The 16,634-nt window shown below is 64.3% G+C and carries 17 protein-coding genes and 1 tRNA gene; 10 read left to right on the plus strand and 8 right to left on the minus strand.

The features are described 5' to 3' along the window. The coding region (locus OXH60_00005; protein MDE0710509.1) for a TonB-dependent receptor plug domain-containing protein at window positions 1-975 on the minus strand (975 nt) is incomplete at its 3' end. Between the two features lie 567 nt (window positions 976-1,542). On the opposite strand from OXH60_00005, the gene OXH60_00010 reads away from it, so the two are divergent. The 5 genes from OXH60_00010 (at window position 1,543) to OXH60_00030 (ending at window position 6,304) form a co-directional block, all read left to right on the plus strand. Continuing rightward, window positions 1,543-1,980, plus strand: coding sequence for a DUF1489 family protein (locus OXH60_00010; GenBank protein ID MDE0710510.1), 438 nt, complete (start codon window positions 1,543-1,545; stop codon window positions 1,978-1,980). A 94-nt stretch (window positions 1,981-2,074) separates the two neighbouring features. Continuing rightward, window positions 2,075-2,590 carry a heme-binding protein gene (locus tag OXH60_00015; protein MDE0710511.1) on the plus strand — a complete coding sequence of 172 codons (516 nt, stop codon included), beginning with the start codon at window positions 2,075-2,077 and terminating at the stop codon, window positions 2,588-2,590. Between the two features lie 9 nt (window positions 2,591-2,599). After that, on the plus strand, window positions 2,600-4,282 hold the full coding sequence (locus tag OXH60_00020) for an amidohydrolase family protein (protein ID MDE0710512.1): 1,683 nt from the start codon (window positions 2,600-2,602) through the stop codon (window positions 4,280-4,282). A 133-nt stretch (window positions 4,283-4,415) separates the two neighbouring features. Beyond that, on the plus strand, window positions 4,416-5,327 hold the full coding sequence (locus OXH60_00025; protein ID MDE0710513.1) for a sulfurtransferase: 912 nt from the start codon (window positions 4,416-4,418) through the stop codon (window positions 5,325-5,327). An 89-nt stretch (window positions 5,328-5,416) separates the two neighbouring features. Then, a complete protein-coding gene (locus tag OXH60_00030) occupies window positions 5,417-6,304 on the plus strand; it encodes a TauD/TfdA family dioxygenase (GenBank protein MDE0710514.1) in 888 nt (295 codons plus the stop codon). Between the two features lie 280 nt (window positions 6,305-6,584). Here OXH60_00030 and OXH60_00035 read toward each other — a convergent pair whose 3' ends face one another. From OXH60_00035 to OXH60_00050, 4 genes are all read right to left on the minus strand, one after another. After that, window positions 6,585-7,178 (minus strand): urate hydroxylase PuuD, encoded by a 594-nt coding sequence (locus OXH60_00035; protein ID MDE0710515.1) that lies wholly within the window; start codon window positions 7,176-7,178, stop codon window positions 6,585-6,587. A gap of 439 nt (window positions 7,179-7,617) precedes the next feature. Then, entirely contained in the window at window positions 7,618-8,418 is an 801-nt protein-coding gene (locus OXH60_00040; protein ID MDE0710516.1) for a TIM barrel protein, read from the minus strand. 32 nt (window positions 8,419-8,450) lie between these two features. After that, a tRNA-Pro gene (locus OXH60_00045) sits at window positions 8,451-8,527 on the minus strand. Window positions 8,528-8,616: 89 nt separating this feature from the next. Next, on the minus strand, window positions 8,617-9,630 hold the full coding sequence (locus tag OXH60_00050; GenBank protein ID MDE0710517.1) for a polyprenyl synthetase family protein: 1,014 nt from the start codon (window positions 9,628-9,630) through the stop codon (window positions 8,617-8,619). A gap of 833 nt (window positions 9,631-10,463) precedes the next feature. Here OXH60_00050 and OXH60_00055 point away from each other — a divergent pair. Further along, on the plus strand, window positions 10,464-12,290 hold the full coding sequence (locus OXH60_00055) for a PQQ-dependent dehydrogenase, methanol/ethanol family (GenBank protein ID MDE0710518.1): 1,827 nt from the start codon (window positions 10,464-10,466) through the stop codon (window positions 12,288-12,290). A 179-nt stretch (window positions 12,291-12,469) separates the two neighbouring features. Then, entirely contained in the window at window positions 12,470-12,931 is a 462-nt protein-coding gene (locus OXH60_00060; protein ID MDE0710519.1) for a cytochrome c, read from the plus strand. An 89-nt stretch (window positions 12,932-13,020) separates the two neighbouring features. On the opposite strand, the gene OXH60_00065 is transcribed toward OXH60_00060, so the two are convergent. From OXH60_00065 to OXH60_00075, 3 genes are all read right to left on the minus strand, one after another. Continuing rightward, window positions 13,021-13,443, minus strand: coding sequence for a hypothetical protein (locus OXH60_00065; protein MDE0710520.1), 423 nt, complete (start codon window positions 13,441-13,443; stop codon window positions 13,021-13,023). A 132-nt stretch (window positions 13,444-13,575) separates the two neighbouring features. Continuing rightward, a complete protein-coding gene (locus tag OXH60_00070) occupies window positions 13,576-14,019 on the minus strand; it encodes a hypothetical protein (GenBank protein MDE0710521.1) in 444 nt (147 codons plus the stop codon). 106 nt (window positions 14,020-14,125) lie between these two features. Then, on the minus strand, window positions 14,126-14,926 hold the full coding sequence (locus OXH60_00075) for a quinoprotein dehydrogenase-associated SoxYZ-like carrier (protein MDE0710522.1): 801 nt from the start codon (window positions 14,924-14,926) through the stop codon (window positions 14,126-14,128). 234 nt (window positions 14,927-15,160) lie between these two features. On the opposite strand from OXH60_00075, the gene OXH60_00080 reads away from it, so the two are divergent. Genes OXH60_00080 through OXH60_00090 form a run of 3 tightly spaced genes read left to right on the plus strand, consistent with a single transcriptional unit; the run spans window position 15,161 to window position 16,597 of the window. Further along, window positions 15,161-15,394, plus strand: coding sequence for a DUF2007 domain-containing protein (locus tag OXH60_00080; protein ID MDE0710523.1), 234 nt, complete (start codon window positions 15,161-15,163; stop codon window positions 15,392-15,394). Window positions 15,395-15,438: 44 nt separating this feature from the next. Next, window positions 15,439-16,269: a S49 family peptidase gene (locus OXH60_00085; protein MDE0710524.1), complete on the plus strand. Its 831-nt coding sequence runs from the start codon at window positions 15,439-15,441 to the stop codon at window positions 16,267-16,269. A gap of 55 nt (window positions 16,270-16,324) precedes the next feature. Then, the gene (locus OXH60_00090; GenBank protein ID MDE0710525.1) at window positions 16,325-16,597 is read left to right on the plus strand and encodes a hypothetical protein; all 273 of its coding nucleotides are present in this window, start codon (window positions 16,325-16,327) and stop codon (window positions 16,595-16,597) included. The last annotated feature ends 37 nt before the right edge of the window (window positions 16,598-16,634 follow it).

The following is a 16,634-nucleotide window of genomic DNA, read 5'->3' on the forward strand; positions in this document are numbered from 1 at the left end:
CTCATCGGGACGCTGGAAGTAGTTGGGTGGCCCGTAGTTGAAGGTAGTGCCGTCCCGGGGCACGAACTGGTCGCGCTCTACCTTGTAGTCGAAGCCGTCCAGATCCTGCGCCTTCAGCAGGCCAAAGTCCGAAAAGGTGCCCTGGGGCTGGGTGGCGGAGCCAGAACACATGGTCAGATCGCTGCTCAAGGCACACGAACTGTAGTCCCGGTCCCCTTGGAGGACCGCCTCGATATCGCGGTACGTTGCATAGACCGTGACGTTGCCCCGGCCGCCACCGAAGCCAGTTCCGGCCACCAGCGATGCATTCGAGATGTCGCCATCCCGGATCGAACCGTCGGCAGTTTGGTAGCCGGCCTCCCGCACGATTCGCTGCCAGCGCCCGTCATCGTTGCCGTGCTGGTACTGGCTGAATTGATACTGAAGCTTGACGCCCTCGAAGTCGTTCAGGAGCCGGAAATTCACGACACCGGCCACAGCGTCCGATCCGTAGGTGGCCGAGGCGCCGCCCGTCAGCACGTCGACGGTCTCGATCAGCGCGCCCGGGATCTGGTTGACGTCGGCGCCGATGCCCCCTTGGAGCGGCGACCCGACCGGGACGCGGCGGCCGTTGACCAAAACGAGCGTACGGGCGGCCCCCAGCCGGCGGAGATTGAGCGTTGCCGTACCGGTGGCGCTGTTGGACTGGCCTGCCCCCTGTTGGACGAATACCTGCGGGAGGTCGCGGAGCATGTCCTCCACCCGGACGGTGCCCCGGGATGATAGGTCCTCCGCATCCGTCCGCACCAAGGGACTGGAGCTGGTCAGATCAGGCCTTCGGATGCGCGTTCCAGTTACGATCAGCCGCTCAAGCTGCTGCAGTTCCGGGTCGGTGGCAGGATTCTCGTGATCCGATGCCAGGGAGGCTTTCGGGTCGGCCAGCAGGAGCAACGTCACGACGGCCCAACAGCTAATTCGCAAGAAGGTACGTGCCATCGTGTTTCCTCCCCGACGGTCTGCCTTCCCAGGCCGTTTGCCACGGAAGGCATCCGCTGCGCTCGGCGCCGCCAGCGGACAGCTCGTGACTGCCGCTGGACCAGAAATCGCCAATTGGGCGAGCGGTTGCCTGAGGACACCCGTCGATCATGTCGGCCGCGTGTCCGGACCCGCCGACATCGCCGCGATCGGCGGCGCGGGGGGTGGGCGCTTCACGATCCCTGACGCGGGAGATCGTACACCAGGCCCAGTCCTCGCACGTCCGCGTAGGGCCCAAGCGCGATGTGTAGCTGCCATACTCGCTGGCCCGATGCGCTCGGCTCTCCATGACTCCGGTAGCGTGCCGGTGACGGACCCTGCTTCTGCTTCCACCCTTTGGGCTACGGGACCCATGATCAATGGGTACATCGCCACCGCGGTTGACGGGCCCCGGGGCGTCGACGAGAACAAGGTGCCGCGCCGTCGGGCGTGGCGGCATCCGCATCTGCCGGGCGTCCGTGACCTTCATGCCCGGGAACCGTTAGGCCGGAAGCACGCGGGCGCAGGCCGTCTTGCGAGGGTGCCAGCATGAGTGCTCGCCCAACTCTGCATCTGCTCAAGATCGCTCAGGGGATCGAGTCGCCGGTCGCGCTACGCCGGGCGCAGCAGCGTCGCCTCCGCTCGGCTGCCAAGGGGCAAGGGCGGCTCGCCCATTTCACCCGTAATCGTCCGGTGCGCGCTGCCGAACTCTTGGCGGGCGGGTCGATCTACTGGGTGATCCGGGGGCATATCTCGGTTCGACAGCGTTTGCTGGACATCGTGGACGCGACCAATGCCAGAGGTACCCAAGGGGTGGAACTGGTGTTTCACCCGGACTTGGTCACGACCGAACCGCGCCGCCATCGGGCGTTCCAGGGCTGGCGGTATCTCGATGCAAGCCTGGCGCCGCCGGACCGGGCCACCGTCATTGATCCAGGTCTGCCCGACTCGTTGGCCCGAGACCTGTATCGTCTTGGATTGCTGTAACGGCCTCAGCTGCAGCATGCACCACGCGGCGTGAATCCATATCTTCACTTTTGCGCGCTACGATTTCACGGTGCATCCCAATTGGAGTTTCCCCATGAAGAAATTTGCAGGTCTGTTGATCGCCGGAGTATTTACTGCCGGTCTCGCCCCCGCCGCGTCGGACGCGCATGTCGAGATGCGCCCGATGCTGACCCTCGGGATGGCCAAGGCCATGGCCGATGCCTGCGAGGCGTTTCGCGAGACCCAAGAGAACTTCCGGGCCGTCAACATTGCGATTGTTGATCGTGGGGCGGACCTGGTGCTGTTCCGACGCCAGAACGACGCTTTCCTCGGCAGCTTCGAGATCGCATTGCGGAAGGCGCAGTCGGCTGCCCGCCTGCCCATTCCAACGCGCACGCTCGGCGAAATCGTGCACGGGAAGGACGGACAACCCGGCCGGGCGCCCGCGCTTGGCGAGTTTCACCATGTGACCGCCTTGACCGGAGGACTGCCGATTCGCATGGCTGACGGTGCGTTGGTCGGCGCGATTGGCATCAGCGGCGCGACGGGAGACCAGGACGAGCAGTGCGCGCAGGCGGCGATCGACGCGGTCGCCGACATGCTGCAGTAGGAGCGTCCGATGCACGACCTCGCCGTCCGCAATGCGTTGATCGTCGACGGTACCGGCAAGCCGTCGTTTCACGGTGACTTGGCGGTGGAAAACGGGCAGGTGGTTGCCCGGGGCGGCGAGGTCGGCAGCGCCCGGGAGACGATCGATGCGGACGGGCTGGCGCTGGCACCCGGGATTGTCGACACGCATACGCATTTCGATGCACAGCTGACCTGGGATCCGAGCGCCTCGCCATCGCCGTCGCTGGGTGTCACCACCGTCGTGATCGGCAATTGCGGCTTCACGATCGCGCCGTGCCGCGAACAGGACCGCGACGCGACGTTGCGGAATCTCACGCATGTGGAAGGCATGTCGCTGTCGGCACTTCGGGAAGGCGTGCGCTGGGAGTTCGAGAGTTTTCCGGAATACCTGGACCTGCTGGCACGATGCGGACTGGTTCCGAACGTGGCGTCGTACATTGGACACTCGTCGGTCCGGACGTACGTGATGGGTCAGGCGGCGACGGAACGAGAGGCCACCGACGATGAGATCAGCCGGATGGCGGAGATCGTGCGCGATTCCGTCACCGCCGGCGCGATCGGATTCTCGACAACCACGTTCGAGGGACACAACGGCGAGAACGGCGTCCCCATGCCATCGCGCTTCGCCTCGGAAGCTGAGGTGGGGGCCCTGGTGCGGGCGATGGGCGAGACCGGACGCGGGATTTTCATGCTGACTGCCGGTAGCGGGACCAAGCTCGGCACTCTCGAGAAGATGGGCGCGGAAGCCCGTCGACCGGTGCTCGTGGCTGCTTTCCTCCACAATCCGACCCGCCCGGACGGGGTCCGGCTGGGATTGGCGCGGCTCGATGCGGCTGCCAAGCGCGGCAACGAGATGTGGGGCCAGGTCTCGTGCCGGCCCCTCAGCTTGGAGTTCACGATGGCAAGCCCCTACCTGTTCGAGGGGTTGAGCGCCTGGAAGCCGGCAATGACGGCCGACGGCACGGAAGGCCTGCAATCGGTCTACGCGTCAGGGGAGTTCCGTGCTGCGGTACGGGCAGAACTTGCGGTCCCGGCCAAGGTTCGGATCTTCAACGGGGACTGGGAAAAGATCATCGTCCGGGAGGTGTCCCCGGGCGGCAATTCGGCGCTCGAGGAACGGTCGCTGCGCGATCTCGCGACCGCAGCGGGACAAGACCCCCTTGACTGGCTGCTGGATCATGCGATCGAAGGAGGCCTTGAGACGTTGTTCGTGGCCCAGCTGCTGAACACCGATGAAAATGCGGTGAGCGAGGCCCTGGTCCACGACCGAAGCCTGGTTAGCCTGTCGGACGCAGGAGCTCATCTCACGTTCTTCTGCGACGCGGGGTTTGGCCTGCACCTGCTTGGTCACTGGGTGCGTGACCGGGAATTGTTCTCGCTGGAAGAGGGTGTACACCGCCTGAGCGGCCGCCCTGCCGACATCATGCGGATTCCGGGACGGGGCCGGCTCGTGCCCGGGCAGGCGGCCGACATGATGCTGTTTGATCCGGATCGGGTTGGCGTGGGCTTGTCGAAGCGGGTCCACGATCTGCCGTCGGGGGCACCGCGGCTGGTGGCAACGGCGGAAGGGCTGCATGGCGTGTGGGTCAACGGTATCCGGGTAACCAGTCCTGAGGGAACATCTGTTTCCGGGGCGACGCCGGGACAGCTGGTCCGGTCGTTTCACGCCTGAACGCGGACCTGCGCCCGGCGAGGGGAGATGACATCCCTCTCCGACGCAGCGAACCTGGCACGACACCTCGCCTCCACCGGGCTTGCCCGTATACGATCCGGTGGCCGTGGACGGAATGAAGAGGGAGCAGCCGATGCGAAGTGATCTCGGCGAATGGCGGGAGCCCACTGCGCTTGTCGAAACCGACACACTCGAATCCGAACTTGCAAGTCCGGATCTTCGAATCGTGGACTGCACCACGTGGCTGCTGCCAGCCGAGCCAGGTGATGACGCTCCCTATCGTGTCGTCCCCGGAATCGCCGAATACGAGGCCGGCCACATTCCTGGCGCAGTGTTTCTGGATATCCAGGAAACCATCTCGGATCCGGACACCCGTCTTCGCTTCATGGCGCCATCCGCGGAACGGTTTGCGTCGGCAATCGGACGGCTCGGGATCGGCAACGGTTCCCGCGTGGTGCTCTATTCGAACGGCAGCATCATGTGGGCGACCCGGGTCTGGTGGATGCTGCGGTCGTTCGGTTTCGACGGAGCGTCCGTGCTGGACGGAGGATTCGGAAAATGGCAGGCCGAGGGACGCCCGGTCTCGACCGACCGGGAAAGCTATCCCCCGGCCTGCTTCGATGCCTGCCCGCGGGCCGGGTTCTTCGTCGACCGGCATCATGTCCTAGCCAGGCTAGGCGACCCCGCCGCCACCATGGTGAACGCGCTCGCGCCCGAGTTTTTCCTGGGGTCGGGGCCCAGCCGATACGGGCGCCCCGGCCGCATTCCCGGAAGCGTCAGCGTTCCTGCGGCAAGCCTGCTCGACCCGTCGGACGGAACCTTCGTCTCTCTGGACGAGGCCCGACGCGCGCATGAAGCCGTCGGCGTGAGCCCGGACCGGCACGTGGTCGCCTACTGCGGGGGCGGCATCTCCGCGACCGTTGGGCTGTTCCTGCTGCACCAGCTCGGATATCCGGACCTGACTCTCTACGACGCATCGATGGGGGAGTGGGCTCGGGATCCCGAACTTCCGATCGAGAAGGGCCCTCCGGGAAGTACCGACTGAACGGTGATCGCCGGCCAGCCTCTCCAGGTTGGCGGTGCGCTACGGCGCGTTATGGTGGCTACCATCCTCTCGTTTCTTTGGATAGGCAGATGGGTCTCACATTCAAGAAACTGCACCCGTCCTTTGTGGCTGAAGCAAGCCGGGTGGATCTTCGTGATGTCCATGACGACGCGGAGCTCGAGGCGATTCGGCAAGCAATGGATCGCTACGCGATACTCGTCTTCCGCGGGCAGCAGTTGTCGAGTGACGAGCATCTTGCCTTCGCGACCCGGTTCGATGGCACACTGCACCGCAAGACCGGCATCAGCGTGCTCCAGCCCAGCCGTTTCGGCGACGAGGCGCTCACGGACGTCTCCAACATCGGCGCGGACGGCGAGGTTCTTGGCGTCGATGCGCGGCAACGCTCCTACGTCCTTGCCAACCGACTCTGGCACACCGACGCGTCGTTTCAGGACCCGAGGGGCCGTTATTCGATGCTGGCCGCTCTGGCGGTGCCGCCGGTTGCGGCGGACACCGAGTTTGCCGATATGCGGACCGCCTACGACACGCTGCCCGAAACAAGAAGGGTGGGCCTCGAGGGGCTCCGCGTGCACCACTCGATCGCGTATTCGCGCCAGACCCTGGGCTTCGAGTTTTCCGCAGAAGAGAGCGACCGTCTCAAGGGAGCCACGCATCCGCTGTTGCTGATGAACCCACGGAATGGGCGGCACTCGCTCTACCTCGCATCCCACGCATCCCGGATCGTCGATCGGCCCGTCGCGGACGGACGCCTGCTGCTCCGGGACCTGATGGAGCATGCCACGCGACCGGAGTTCGTGTATCGCCATTCCTGGCGTGAAGGCGATGTCGTGATCTGGGACAATCGCGCAACCATGCACCGTGCCTGCCCGTTCGAGGACACCGTCCACCGGCGCGAGATGCGCCGGGTGACGACGCTCGACATCGGCGATCCGTCCAGAGTCGCACAGCCAGCCTAAACAACCGCAGCCACCGCATTTGACGCGGGCGGACGCTGACTGTCGCCGTTCAGGGGCAACCGAAGTCCGCGGCGGGGCAAGCGTGGGTAACTGCCTGGTCTACGGTGCGGCCGGGTTCGGTTCAGCCCTGTTCCTGCGATGACGGAAACCGATGGTGGTGCGGCTCCCAGCGGACGGTGCGCAGGACACCGCCGCGTCCGTCAATCCGACGGTTCAGGCAGACTAGGCCGGCGGGGTACTGGCGGTACCCCGCCGGGAGCAATACCAGGATTGGCGGGTGCTAGAGGTTCTGGGCGCTCACCATTGCGAACAGCATCGGTACCGACAGCATCGTGTTTGTTCGCGAGAAGAGCATCGCGGTACGGGCGGAAGCAGCCTTCGTGTCGGCGTCTGCCTCGACGAGACCCAAGGCCTTCTGCTGGTTGGGCCAAATCACGAACCAGACGTTGAACCACATGATGATTCCCAGCCACATGCCGATGCCCAGCAATGTCTGCGAAGAGGTTCCGCCGACGATACCGAGTGTCAGGGTTTCGATGATGTAGCCGTTCATCCACGCGAGAATCAGGCCGGTCACGATCGTGGCCATGGCTCCCCATCGGAACCAGCACAGGGCAAGTGGGGCGATGACCTTGGAAATCGCGGGTTTCTGGTCGTCCGGAATTTCCGGCATGCTGGGAATCTGGACAAAGTTGAAGTACCAGAGCAGGCCGATCCACATCACTCCTGAAATGACGTGCAACCATCTCAGAAAGAAAGCGGGGAACGCGTCGGCCGAATACCCCATGACCATGTAGTAGAAGATGAAGAGCACGAGGGCCAGCACGAAACCGGCGATGACGGTATTCCGAAGGGAAGTGAGAATGGCGGCCATTAGGGACTCCCGCAGACTGTTGCGATAGGCACGAACTCCCGGCGCTCCGCGCTGCCGTTCGCGGTACGACTATACCAAAGCGCAGGTAGCGGCTTGGGGCGCCAATGTGGGTTGCGATCCGCCGCGCAGGTGATGCAGCGTTGAACACGAACACCGGGATCCTTGCACAACACATTGTTTGTACATCAACTACGAATAACCAGTCGCTAGCGGCGCAGTTCCGGAATCGCCTGCCGCCATGCTTGTCAACCTCGATGCATGCCGACGCACAATGCATTGTCCGGAGTCTCGGTAAGACGCCGCGAACCCGGAGCTGGGAGCGCAGTACAGGGCGCCTCCCAGGAGGCTGCGGCGGCAGAGCGGCGCGCAAACTGCGCCGGGGGCTTCGATCCGCCGGGAGGAACCTTGGAGAGTGGTTACGGGGCAGGGCCCCAGGGAGCTACGACGCAGGACTTTCCGCAGGGGCCGTGATGCCGAAGTCCGTTGCCCAGCCTAGGCCGGCTTCAAAGGTCGTGCGGGGGCGATACTCGCAGCCGACCCAGCCCGCATAACCGTTCGCATCGAGCATCCGGAGCAGCTTCCCTCCGTCGATCTCGCTGCCGTCCGGCTCGTGCCGTCCGGGAAGTCCGGCGATCTGCACGTGTCGGACCAGCGACCTAAAGCGGGCGTAGGCTGCTTTCACGTCTCCTTCCATGATGCGGGTGTGATAGAGGTCGAACTGCAGACGGACGTTGTCGCGGGCGACGGCGGTAATGAGTTGTCGCGCGTGGTGCAGTCTGGAGAGGTGGTACCCGGGTACGTCGCGGTCATTCAACGGTTCGATCAGAACGTCGATGTCGAATCGACGGGCCTCTTCAGCCGCATGACGTAAATTGTCGACAAAGCAGGCGTCGCAGGCTTCCCGTTCCTCGGACCGCAGCCCTGCCATGACATGGATACGTGGGCAGGTCAGCTGCGTCGCGTAGTCCAGCGCCTGCCCGAACGCCGAGCGGAAATCTGCTTGGCGGCCGGGTTGGGCGGCGAGCCCGCGCTCGCCGCTGCTCCAGTCGCCTGGCGGCGTGTTGATGAGCACCAACTGGACGTCGGCCGCTCGGATCCACGTCTTTAGTTCCGCTGCCGTCCAATCGTAAGGGAACAGGATTTCGATCCCGCGAAATCCTGCGGCACGCACGCGTTCCGCCCGCTCCGGCAGCGGTTCATCCGCGAAGAGCATGGTCAGATTAGCGGCTAGGCGCAGCACCGGGGTTCCTCACTGAAGGGTATGGCCAAGTGTGGTCGGAGTGGCTGGATTCGAACCAGCGGCCCCTGCCTCCCGAAGACAGTGCTCTACCAGGCTGAGCTACACTCCGCGCCTACCGGCCAGCATATAGCCCGTCCGACGGCGTGGGCGCAATCCTGCAACCGCACGATGATCAAATCAGCGGTCGGATGAAATCGGTTACTGCTTGCGGCTGCAGGCCAGACAAGCCAAATCGGCGAGCGCTTCGCGGCACGGGCTGGGGGGCAGGACTTCGAGCGCAGCAATTGCATTGTCGCTGCAGGCGACTGCGCGCTCCTGCGTCAGGGCAACGGTACCTCGACAGCGGATGATCCGGCACGCTTCAGCGAAGTCGTCAGGCGTCTGCTGTCCCTTTCCCAGTGTCCGATCCCAGAAATCGCGCTCGCGCCGGTCGGCCTGCGCATAGGCAATGATGACGGGCAGCGTCAGGCGGCCTTCGCGGAAATCGCCACCGGTGGGTTTGCCGGTCTCGTGAGATTCGCCCAGGTAGTCCAGGGCGTCATCCGTCAGTTGAAATGCGGTTCCGACCTGTTCGCCATAGCGGTCAAGCCCAGCAAGCACGTCAGGGCCGCATTCAACCAGGTGACCGCCGACGGCGGCGGCGGCGGCAAACAGTTGTGCCGTCTTGGCCCTGACCACTTCCAAATATTCGTTCTCCGTCGTTGTCGTTTTGCCGGTGGTGACGAGCTGCAGAACTTCGCCCTGAACGATGACCGCAGCGGCATTGGACAACAGGCGCAGAACCGGCAGTGACCCGTCGGCGACCATCAGCCGGAACGCCTGGCTGAACAGGAAATCGCCCACCAGCACGCTGGCGGCGTTACCCCAAATGGCGTTCGCCGACTTGAGCCCCCGGCGTTCCAGGCTGTTGTCGACGACATCGTCGTGCAGGAGGGTCGCGGTATGAATGAATTCGATCACTGCGGCCAACCCGATATGGCGGTGGCCTTGGTAACCCGCGGCGCGGGCGCCGAGCAGCGTGACGAGGGGGCGGATGCGCTTCCCACCGGCATCGGTCACGTGCCTGGCCAGTTCCGGGATCAGGGCGACGGAACTGGCGAGGTTCGCATTGATCGTGTGGTCGACGCGAGCAAGATCGTCCGCGACCAACGCCTTCACCGCGGCAAGACTTGATCGGTCGGCCCGGCGTTCGCCTCCGCTCGCTGCATTCACGACGTGACCTCCACGCCTCCGTGCTAGCGCGCGGAACCGTCCGGTTCCAGCATAGGGAGGGGCTCAAGAAAGGGCCAATATCCCGTCGACTACAGCCTGCGCGTCGCGTGTTTGTGCAGGTAGGTGATTCGGCCGGGATAGGCGCTGAGGCGTGTTCGCGTGCAGCATCGCTCGGCTCGCCTGCGTGGGCGCGGAATGCTCCCGCAACGGAAAGTCCCGCAACGATGCACGAGCCTTCCTGTCGGACTGGTCGCCAGCCCTGGTTATGAGCGAACCAGGTTCTCCCGGAACAACCTTACGCCGTCTGCGCGGGCGGCAGTCGGGCGTGTGTCGTCTGAGATCAGTGGCGACGGGTGCCGGTGCCGGGCAAACCGGTGCCGGCCGCGGTCAGGAGATCGGCATGGAGCACAAGCCGCGAACGGTGTTGCGCCTGCGCGTCCAGCGTTGCCGGTGAGCGGTCGCGCGAACCGGATGCTCGCCCGGTGACCTTGCCCCCGTATCGGCGGGCGGGAACTCGCAATCCTGCGGCTTCGCACGACCAGACGGACAGCCAGAATCTGCTCCCGTAGCGACGGTGTTCGTAACGTTCAACCACCGGTTGCAGCGCAGAATGCGGCGGGATTCGCCGGTACACGGCTTCAATGCTAGCATCCTCGCCGATGCCAGCGTCTGCTAGCGGCTGTTGGCGTCGGTCCGGGATGTCCCGGATCAAGTGGATGTGGCGGTCCAAAGCGGAACGCCGGGCTGGAACGTAGACGCGTGCTCGTTCACGCGTCTAAATGTTTCAGACCCCGGTGTAAGCGGCGGCCGGCACCGAACTGGGAGGAGCCTGTATGAGGTTCGAGAGATTGGGCAGCCTGCGCCCACTTGCCGTCGGAGCAATTGGCGCGGCATTGCTCGCCGGTACCGCGCTTGCCGGCAACGTTACCCATGACCGTCTGGTCAATAGTGAGACCGAGCCGGAAAATTGGATCAACCATCACGGCAACTATGAGGCCCACCGATTCTCGGGTCTCCGCGAAATCAACAAGGACACCGTCGGCGATCTGAAGGTCGCGTTTACCTACGCCATGGGCAGCATCCAGGGCGGCGGCACGGACCCGGTGGTGTTTCCGTTCGCGGGCCTGGAAGGCACAACGATTGCCGAGGATGGATTCCTCTACCTGACCACTGGTTGGGGAGTGGTGACCAAGCTCGACGTGCGTGGTGGCAAGCCGATCACGGTGTGGAGGTCGGACCCCGAGCCCGACAAGGACTGGGCACCGAGCGTGCTGTGCTGCGGCATCAACAACCGTGGCGTGGCGCTGCACGGCAACACGGTGCTGTCGCCGGTCATCGACGGTCGCATACGCGCCCTGAACAAGACCGACGGAAGCTTGATCTGGGAGGCCCAGGTGGCTGACCCGGGCATCGCCGAGACCATAACCGGCGCGCCACTGATCGTCAGAGACACGGTGGTGACCGGCATGGCCGGCGCTGAGTTCGGTGTCCGCGGCTGGATTGCTGCGCTTGACATCAACACCGGCGAGGAAATCTGGCGCACCCACACCATTCCTGGGCCGGGCGAGCCTGGCCACGAGACGTGGAAGGACGACTACGGTGCATGGAAGACCGGTGGTGGTTCGACTTGGGTAACCGGTTCCTACGACCCCGAGTTGAACATCATCGTCTGGGGCACGGCCAACCCGGGTCCGGACTGGGACAACGCCTACCGTCCCGGCGACAACCTCTGGACCGACAGCACCATCGCGGTGGACGCGACCACGGGTGAATTCCTGTGGGGCTTCCAGCACACGCCGAACGACCCGTACGACTACGACTCGATTGCGGAGAACACGTTCGTTGACACCGTGATCAACGGCCAGTTCGTGCGCGCGACCCTGCACGCCAACCGCAACGGTTACGCCTACGCGCTCGACCGTGCAACCGGCGAGTACGTCTGGGGCACGCAGTTCGTCAAGAAGCTGAACTGGACGGACGGTCTCGACGAGAACGGCCGACCCAACGCGTACGATCCGAACGTGGACGTTCAGCACTACATTCCGGGTACGGCGGCGTACCGTGGCGACTTGACCGAAGTCGGCGCGCGGAGCGAGATCGAAGGCATTTCCTGCCCGGCGCACACCGGCGGGAAGAACTGGCCTCCGACCTCCTACAGCCCGCACACCGGCCTGTACTACATTCCGGTGATCGAGAGCTGCAACAAGGCGTTTGCTGCGGTTTCTCCGAAGAACTTCGACCCGTCAACGCGGCAGTGGTTCCTCGGCGGAGCGCCGTACTTCACCTTCGACGACCCGCGCTCGGGCCGGATCACCGGCAGCGTGACGGCGATCGACGTATCGACCGGCGTGGTCGTGCGCAAGTGGGAGACCGAGTTCCCGATGCTGGGCGGCATTCTGTCGACAGCCGGCGGCTTGGTGTTCACCGGCACGGCTGATGGTGCCGTGGTCGCGCTCGACGACACCACGCTCGAGGAGCTGTGGCGCTTCGAGACCGGCTCGTCGATCAACGCACCGCCAATGACGTACGAGGCTGACGGCAAGCAGTACATTGCCATTCAGGTCGGCCTGGGCGGCGCCTGGCCGCAGTGGTTCACCGACTCGACACCCGAGTTGAAAGCCGCTGTGCCGAGCAACGTCCTGTACGTGTTCGCGCTCTAAACGGCGTATTTCGATGCGGGCCGGCCGCTTGCGGCCGGCCCGCACTTTGTTTCTCCGGGCGCGACTGGTCGCTCCAGCCCCCGGCGGTGACGCGTCTCAGAAATTGATCTGAAAAGCTAAGCGTCCCACAGAAGCGTCTTACACAGGCCGGGCTCCGCCAGTGGGCCGGATTTCACGACATGCACGATTTCAACAAGCAAGGACGAGTCCTCGTCGGTCTGACGGCGGCAACAGTTGTTGGCCTGGCGGCATTCGCAATGCCGGTTGGCCCGGCCATAGCGGCCGATGAGAAACCACGACGTTCAGGCCCACCGCCAATCGTGTTCACGGAATTTCCGAACGAGTGCGCCCGCTGCCACAAGGCGGATGGTCGTGGCGGACCAGCGTACGGCGGTTTCGCGGCCGACCTACGCGTCACGCTGCTCGATCACGATGGCCTGGTTTACGTGATCACCGTCGGGATTCGTGACCGCGGCATGCCAGAGTTCAAGAGCACGATGTCGAAGCGCGAAATAGCCGGCATCGCGACCTACATCGAAGATCACATCAAGGGCGTCTATTTCGACGATGCCGGCAACCGGATTACGGCTGAAGAGGCGGCGCAACTGGAAGGTCCGCGCCGCGCTGTTTCGCAGCAATAGTGTCTGAGACGGCAGACCGGAGCTTCGTTACGAACCGAAACCGGCCCCGCTGATCGCGTGGCGCCGCCAACGGAAGTTCCCGGAGCGGGTTACTCCGCCTCTGCGCGCAACGCTGCCTTGAGCTGCTCAGGCGTCAACATGCGTTCCAGTCGGCGCTTCCACGGGATCAGATAATCCTCGCCCTCGGCGATGGCCTTTGTGATCCATTGGTGCGCTTCAACGTTGTCATGGTGCTGGCCTTTGCCCGCCTGCAAATGAACCATCTTGAACAGCATGCGCCCGCCGAGGAAACCGGCCGCGCGTGCACGGGACGCCCATCGATAGGCATCGCTGTAGTCCCCACTTTCGCGCGCCGCGTCATACGCTTCGCGACCGATCATGTACATGGCGTGCACGTCGCCGTTCTCGGCCTTGCACAAGTTGCCTTCCGGCCCCAGCGGACAATCTTCGGCTGCCGCCTGCACCACACTGGCGCTTACGATGAGTGCGAAAAAGGGAGCCGCCCACTTCATTTCAGGTTCCTTCTGAATGTCATTCCGATCCGGTGAGGGACCATTATTGGCGGACCGTGCGAACGGTCAATTCGCCGGCTCGGCGCATTTCCCGGCACAGCCGCCCTGAAAGAGAGCGGAGCGGTCCGTGGCTCAGGACGACCGACACGGCGCACTGAGTTCAATGGCTTCCACAAAGGCCACTGCCGCGGGTTCGCGCATCAACGGGGGCCGTCGCCCGACCCAGGTCACGAACGTTGCCGACAGGTCACGCAGATCCTCGGGAACCGTGACGCACTGCCAGCGCGGCGAGCCGTCAAGGGCGAACTGCCCGGCTTCAATCATCGTGACGATCGCGCCGACGACAGCCCGGCACTGAACCATCAGCATCCAGCGGTAAAACTGTTCGCCGACCACGTCCTTCGAGCCCTCGATTTCCTGGCTGCAGGCAAATTTGAGGTCGGATCCGGTTACGACTGCATCGATCGGACCGTTAGGCGGCGATCCACCCGCCGCGAGTGCGGACCCCGCACCCATGGTTGCGGAGAGCCCGAGAACCACTCCGATCATCGCCCAATTGCGAAGCCGTTTACCCATGACGGCGAATCTCCCATCCACGCGCTGTCGCCCATCGGCGAGCGCATGTGCCTAGTGCTTGCGTTTCATTGCCGGCCTGACCTGCCGCCAGGCCTTGGCCGGTCCCCTAGGTTCTGCCGTCTCGGTCGCGGCGCGATGCTTCCAGAAGATCGAAGGTTAGGCCCTTCGAATCGGAGGCGGTTACGCGGACTGTCTGAAGGCGGTCGGGAAGGTCGAAATAGAAGTCCGGATTGGTGGCGAGCGCAGCCGAGGTCACCAGGTCGGCGATCGGGCCTGCGCTGTCGGCGAGGGTGACGGTGTCCACGTAGTAGGCGGGGACGACTGCGCCGTCCTCGTCAGTCACAAGGCCGGTATCCATAGGATGAGTGATGCGCAACTTGAGCCGCGTCGCGCTATTTGGTCGCCGGAATCGCTTCATCGCGATCGTGCCGACCGGATTCTCCGCGCTGCCCGATCCGCCAGCGGCGGTGCAACCGCCAGGATTCATGACCTCAACCCTGACGCTTGCTACGTGCCAAACGCCATCAGCGTCGCGGGCCGCAGCGCGGACTGGCGTCGTCTGCTCCAGGCGGATGTTCATCCCCACCGAGCGGATCTCCCGCCGCGGGAACATTCTGGCAGCGGTCTGGATGGGATTGTTTTCCGCGATCACCACCACTTCCTCGACCGGTTGCACGCGGTCGGACAGCTCGATCACCACCGGCACGCTGAACGCGTCCTCGACCTGACGCGGGATGATCAGCCGGACCTGGAAGTCATACTTGACCGGTCCATCGCCGAGAAACTCGGTGTGCATGTCTTCCCACAAGGCCGAGCGCATCGGATCGTAGTCTCCTGCCTGCGGCGCGCCGGCGGCCGTCAGGAGGGCGGCGCAGGCTGCCACGAGGGCGATGCCGGGTCGGTTCATTTGCACGAACTCCGCGTGTTGCCAGGTCGCTGCACCCTATCAGAAGCTGCGATCAGCGAACAATCCGCCCAATGGCCTTCTGCTGCGGGTGCCGGTGTGTCACGGATCGCATGTGCTATCCAACTTGTCGATAATTCCGACCGACGGCAAGTACACCGAGGTGGTCGTTGCCGGGGGAGCCCGCCTTCGGGTGACCACCCAACATGGCCGCCGGGAGCGCACTGGAGATACGTGATGCAGGAATTGCTGCGAACGAATGACGTGGTCCGGCTCGAATATGTCCGCGCGGTCCTGGGCGAGGAAGGCATCGAGACCTTCGTGTTTGACGGACACATGAGCATCACGGAGGGAAGCATCGGGATTCTGCCGAGGCGGCTGATGGTGGCTCAAGAGGATGCTGACCGCGCGCGGACAATTCTGCGAGAGGTCGGCGAGGAAATTGGCCCTGATGAGCGGGCGGTCTGGTAGGGCGTCTGATAGACGTGTCCGATCCACTGCGATAGGTTGCGCGCATGCCCATTTCGCTGTCGTTCTGGCGTCGGCGCACGCCAACGATTCCACTAGTGCGCTTGGCTGGCGTGGTCGGGATGCGAACCCGACCCGTGGGCCCGGAGGCCGTGACGGCAACCGGGATATTCCCTGTCCTCCGCCGCGCGTTCTCGGCCCGGGGAGCGAAGGCGGTTGCCTTGGCCATCAACTCGCCGGGAGGATCGCCGGTGCAGTGTGGCCTGATTTCACGCGAAGTGCGGCACCTTGCCAACAAGCATGACTTGCCGGTTCTGGCATTCGTTGAGGACATCGCCGCATCGGGCGGGTATTGGCTGGCCTGTGCGGCTGACGAGATCTTTGCCTTGTCGTCCTCTGTGGTCGGCAGCATCGGCGTCATCAACGCGGGTTTCGGGTTTCCGCAGCTCCTCGAGCGCTTCGGCGTCGAGCGTCGCGTGTACGCCGAAGGCAAGCACAAGGGCATGATGGACCCGTTCTCGCCGGTGCGGGAGGAAGACGTTGCAGTCCTGCAGGCGGTGCTCAAGGACATTCGGGCAGACTTTCTCGAGCATGTTCAGGAGCGCCGGGGCGGCCGGCTGAAGGACGATCCCGAGCAGGTGTTCAGCGCTGCTGTCTGGAGCGGTCGCGGCGCCTTGGAACTCGGACTGATCGATGAATTGGGGGACATGGGAACCGTGTTGCGGGAACGGTTCGGCGACAACGTCAGGATCCGGGACTTCACTCCGAAACGCCGCTGGTTCCGGTCGCCTCTAGGGGCCCGCGCCGGCGCTGAGGTGGCCGGAGGCCTGCTGGACGCCCTCGAAGAACGAGCCATGTATGCGCGCTATGGTCTGTAAGATTAAGTGTCCCGCTGACTGCCGCTTGGTGGCGGCGCGTTCGGAGACCTGAGCCGTGTTTGGATTTAGCCTCCCCAAGCTACTGCTCCTGATCGTGCTTCTGCTGGTCGTGTGGTACGGGTTCAAGCTGATCGAGCACCGCACCAGTCGGCGCGACGAGATAGAGAAGGCGGCGGAAGCGGCGGTTCGCCGGAACGTAGCACAGCGACAATCGAAGGAACGTTCCTCCAGCGTGGAGACCGCGGAATGCGCCACGTGTGGCAGTTTCGTACCGCGGGAATCCCCCACGGCATGTGAGCGCAGCGACTGCCCGCATCCGGCGGCTTGACCGCATCCCTGTCACCTTCGTAGGTTGCGCGTCCTTT

The organism is Rhodospirillales bacterium (assembly GCA_028824295.1).
Classification (GTDB): Bacteria; Pseudomonadota; Alphaproteobacteria; order TMED109; family TMED109; genus VXPW01.

Coding starts and splice junctions, on each gene's coding strand:
- OXH60_00010 (MDE0710510.1), top strand. CDS start 1,543: ATGAGTGCTCGCCCAACTCTGCATCTGCTCAAGATCGCTCAGGGGATC.
- OXH60_00015 (MDE0710511.1), top strand. CDS start 2,075: ATGAAGAAATTTGCAGGTCTGTTGATCGCCGGAGTATTTACTGCCGGT.
- OXH60_00020 (MDE0710512.1), top strand. CDS start 2,600: ATGCACGACCTCGCCGTCCGCAATGCGTTGATCGTCGACGGTACCGGC.
- OXH60_00025 (MDE0710513.1), top strand. CDS start 4,416: ATGCGAAGTGATCTCGGCGAATGGCGGGAGCCCACTGCGCTTGTCGAA.
- OXH60_00030 (MDE0710514.1), top strand. CDS start 5,417: ATGGGTCTCACATTCAAGAAACTGCACCCGTCCTTTGTGGCTGAAGCA.
- OXH60_00035 (MDE0710515.1), bottom strand. CDS start 7,178: ATGGCCGCCATTCTCACTTCCCTTCGGAATACCGTCATCGCCGGTTTC.
- OXH60_00055 (MDE0710518.1), top strand. CDS start 10,464: ATGAGGTTCGAGAGATTGGGCAGCCTGCGCCCACTTGCCGTCGGAGCA.
- OXH60_00060 (MDE0710519.1), top strand. CDS start 12,470: ATGCACGATTTCAACAAGCAAGGACGAGTCCTCGTCGGTCTGACGGCG.
- OXH60_00065 (MDE0710520.1), bottom strand. CDS start 13,443: ATGAAGTGGGCGGCTCCCTTTTTCGCACTCATCGTAAGCGCCAGTGTG.
- OXH60_00070 (MDE0710521.1), bottom strand. CDS start 14,019: ATGGGTAAACGGCTTCGCAATTGGGCGATGATCGGAGTGGTTCTCGGG.
- OXH60_00075 (MDE0710522.1), bottom strand. CDS start 14,926: ATGAACCGACCCGGCATCGCCCTCGTGGCAGCCTGCGCCGCCCTCCTG.
- OXH60_00080 (MDE0710523.1), top strand. CDS start 15,161: ATGCAGGAATTGCTGCGAACGAATGACGTGGTCCGGCTCGAATATGTC.
- OXH60_00085 (MDE0710524.1), top strand. CDS start 15,439: ATGCCCATTTCGCTGTCGTTCTGGCGTCGGCGCACGCCAACGATTCCA.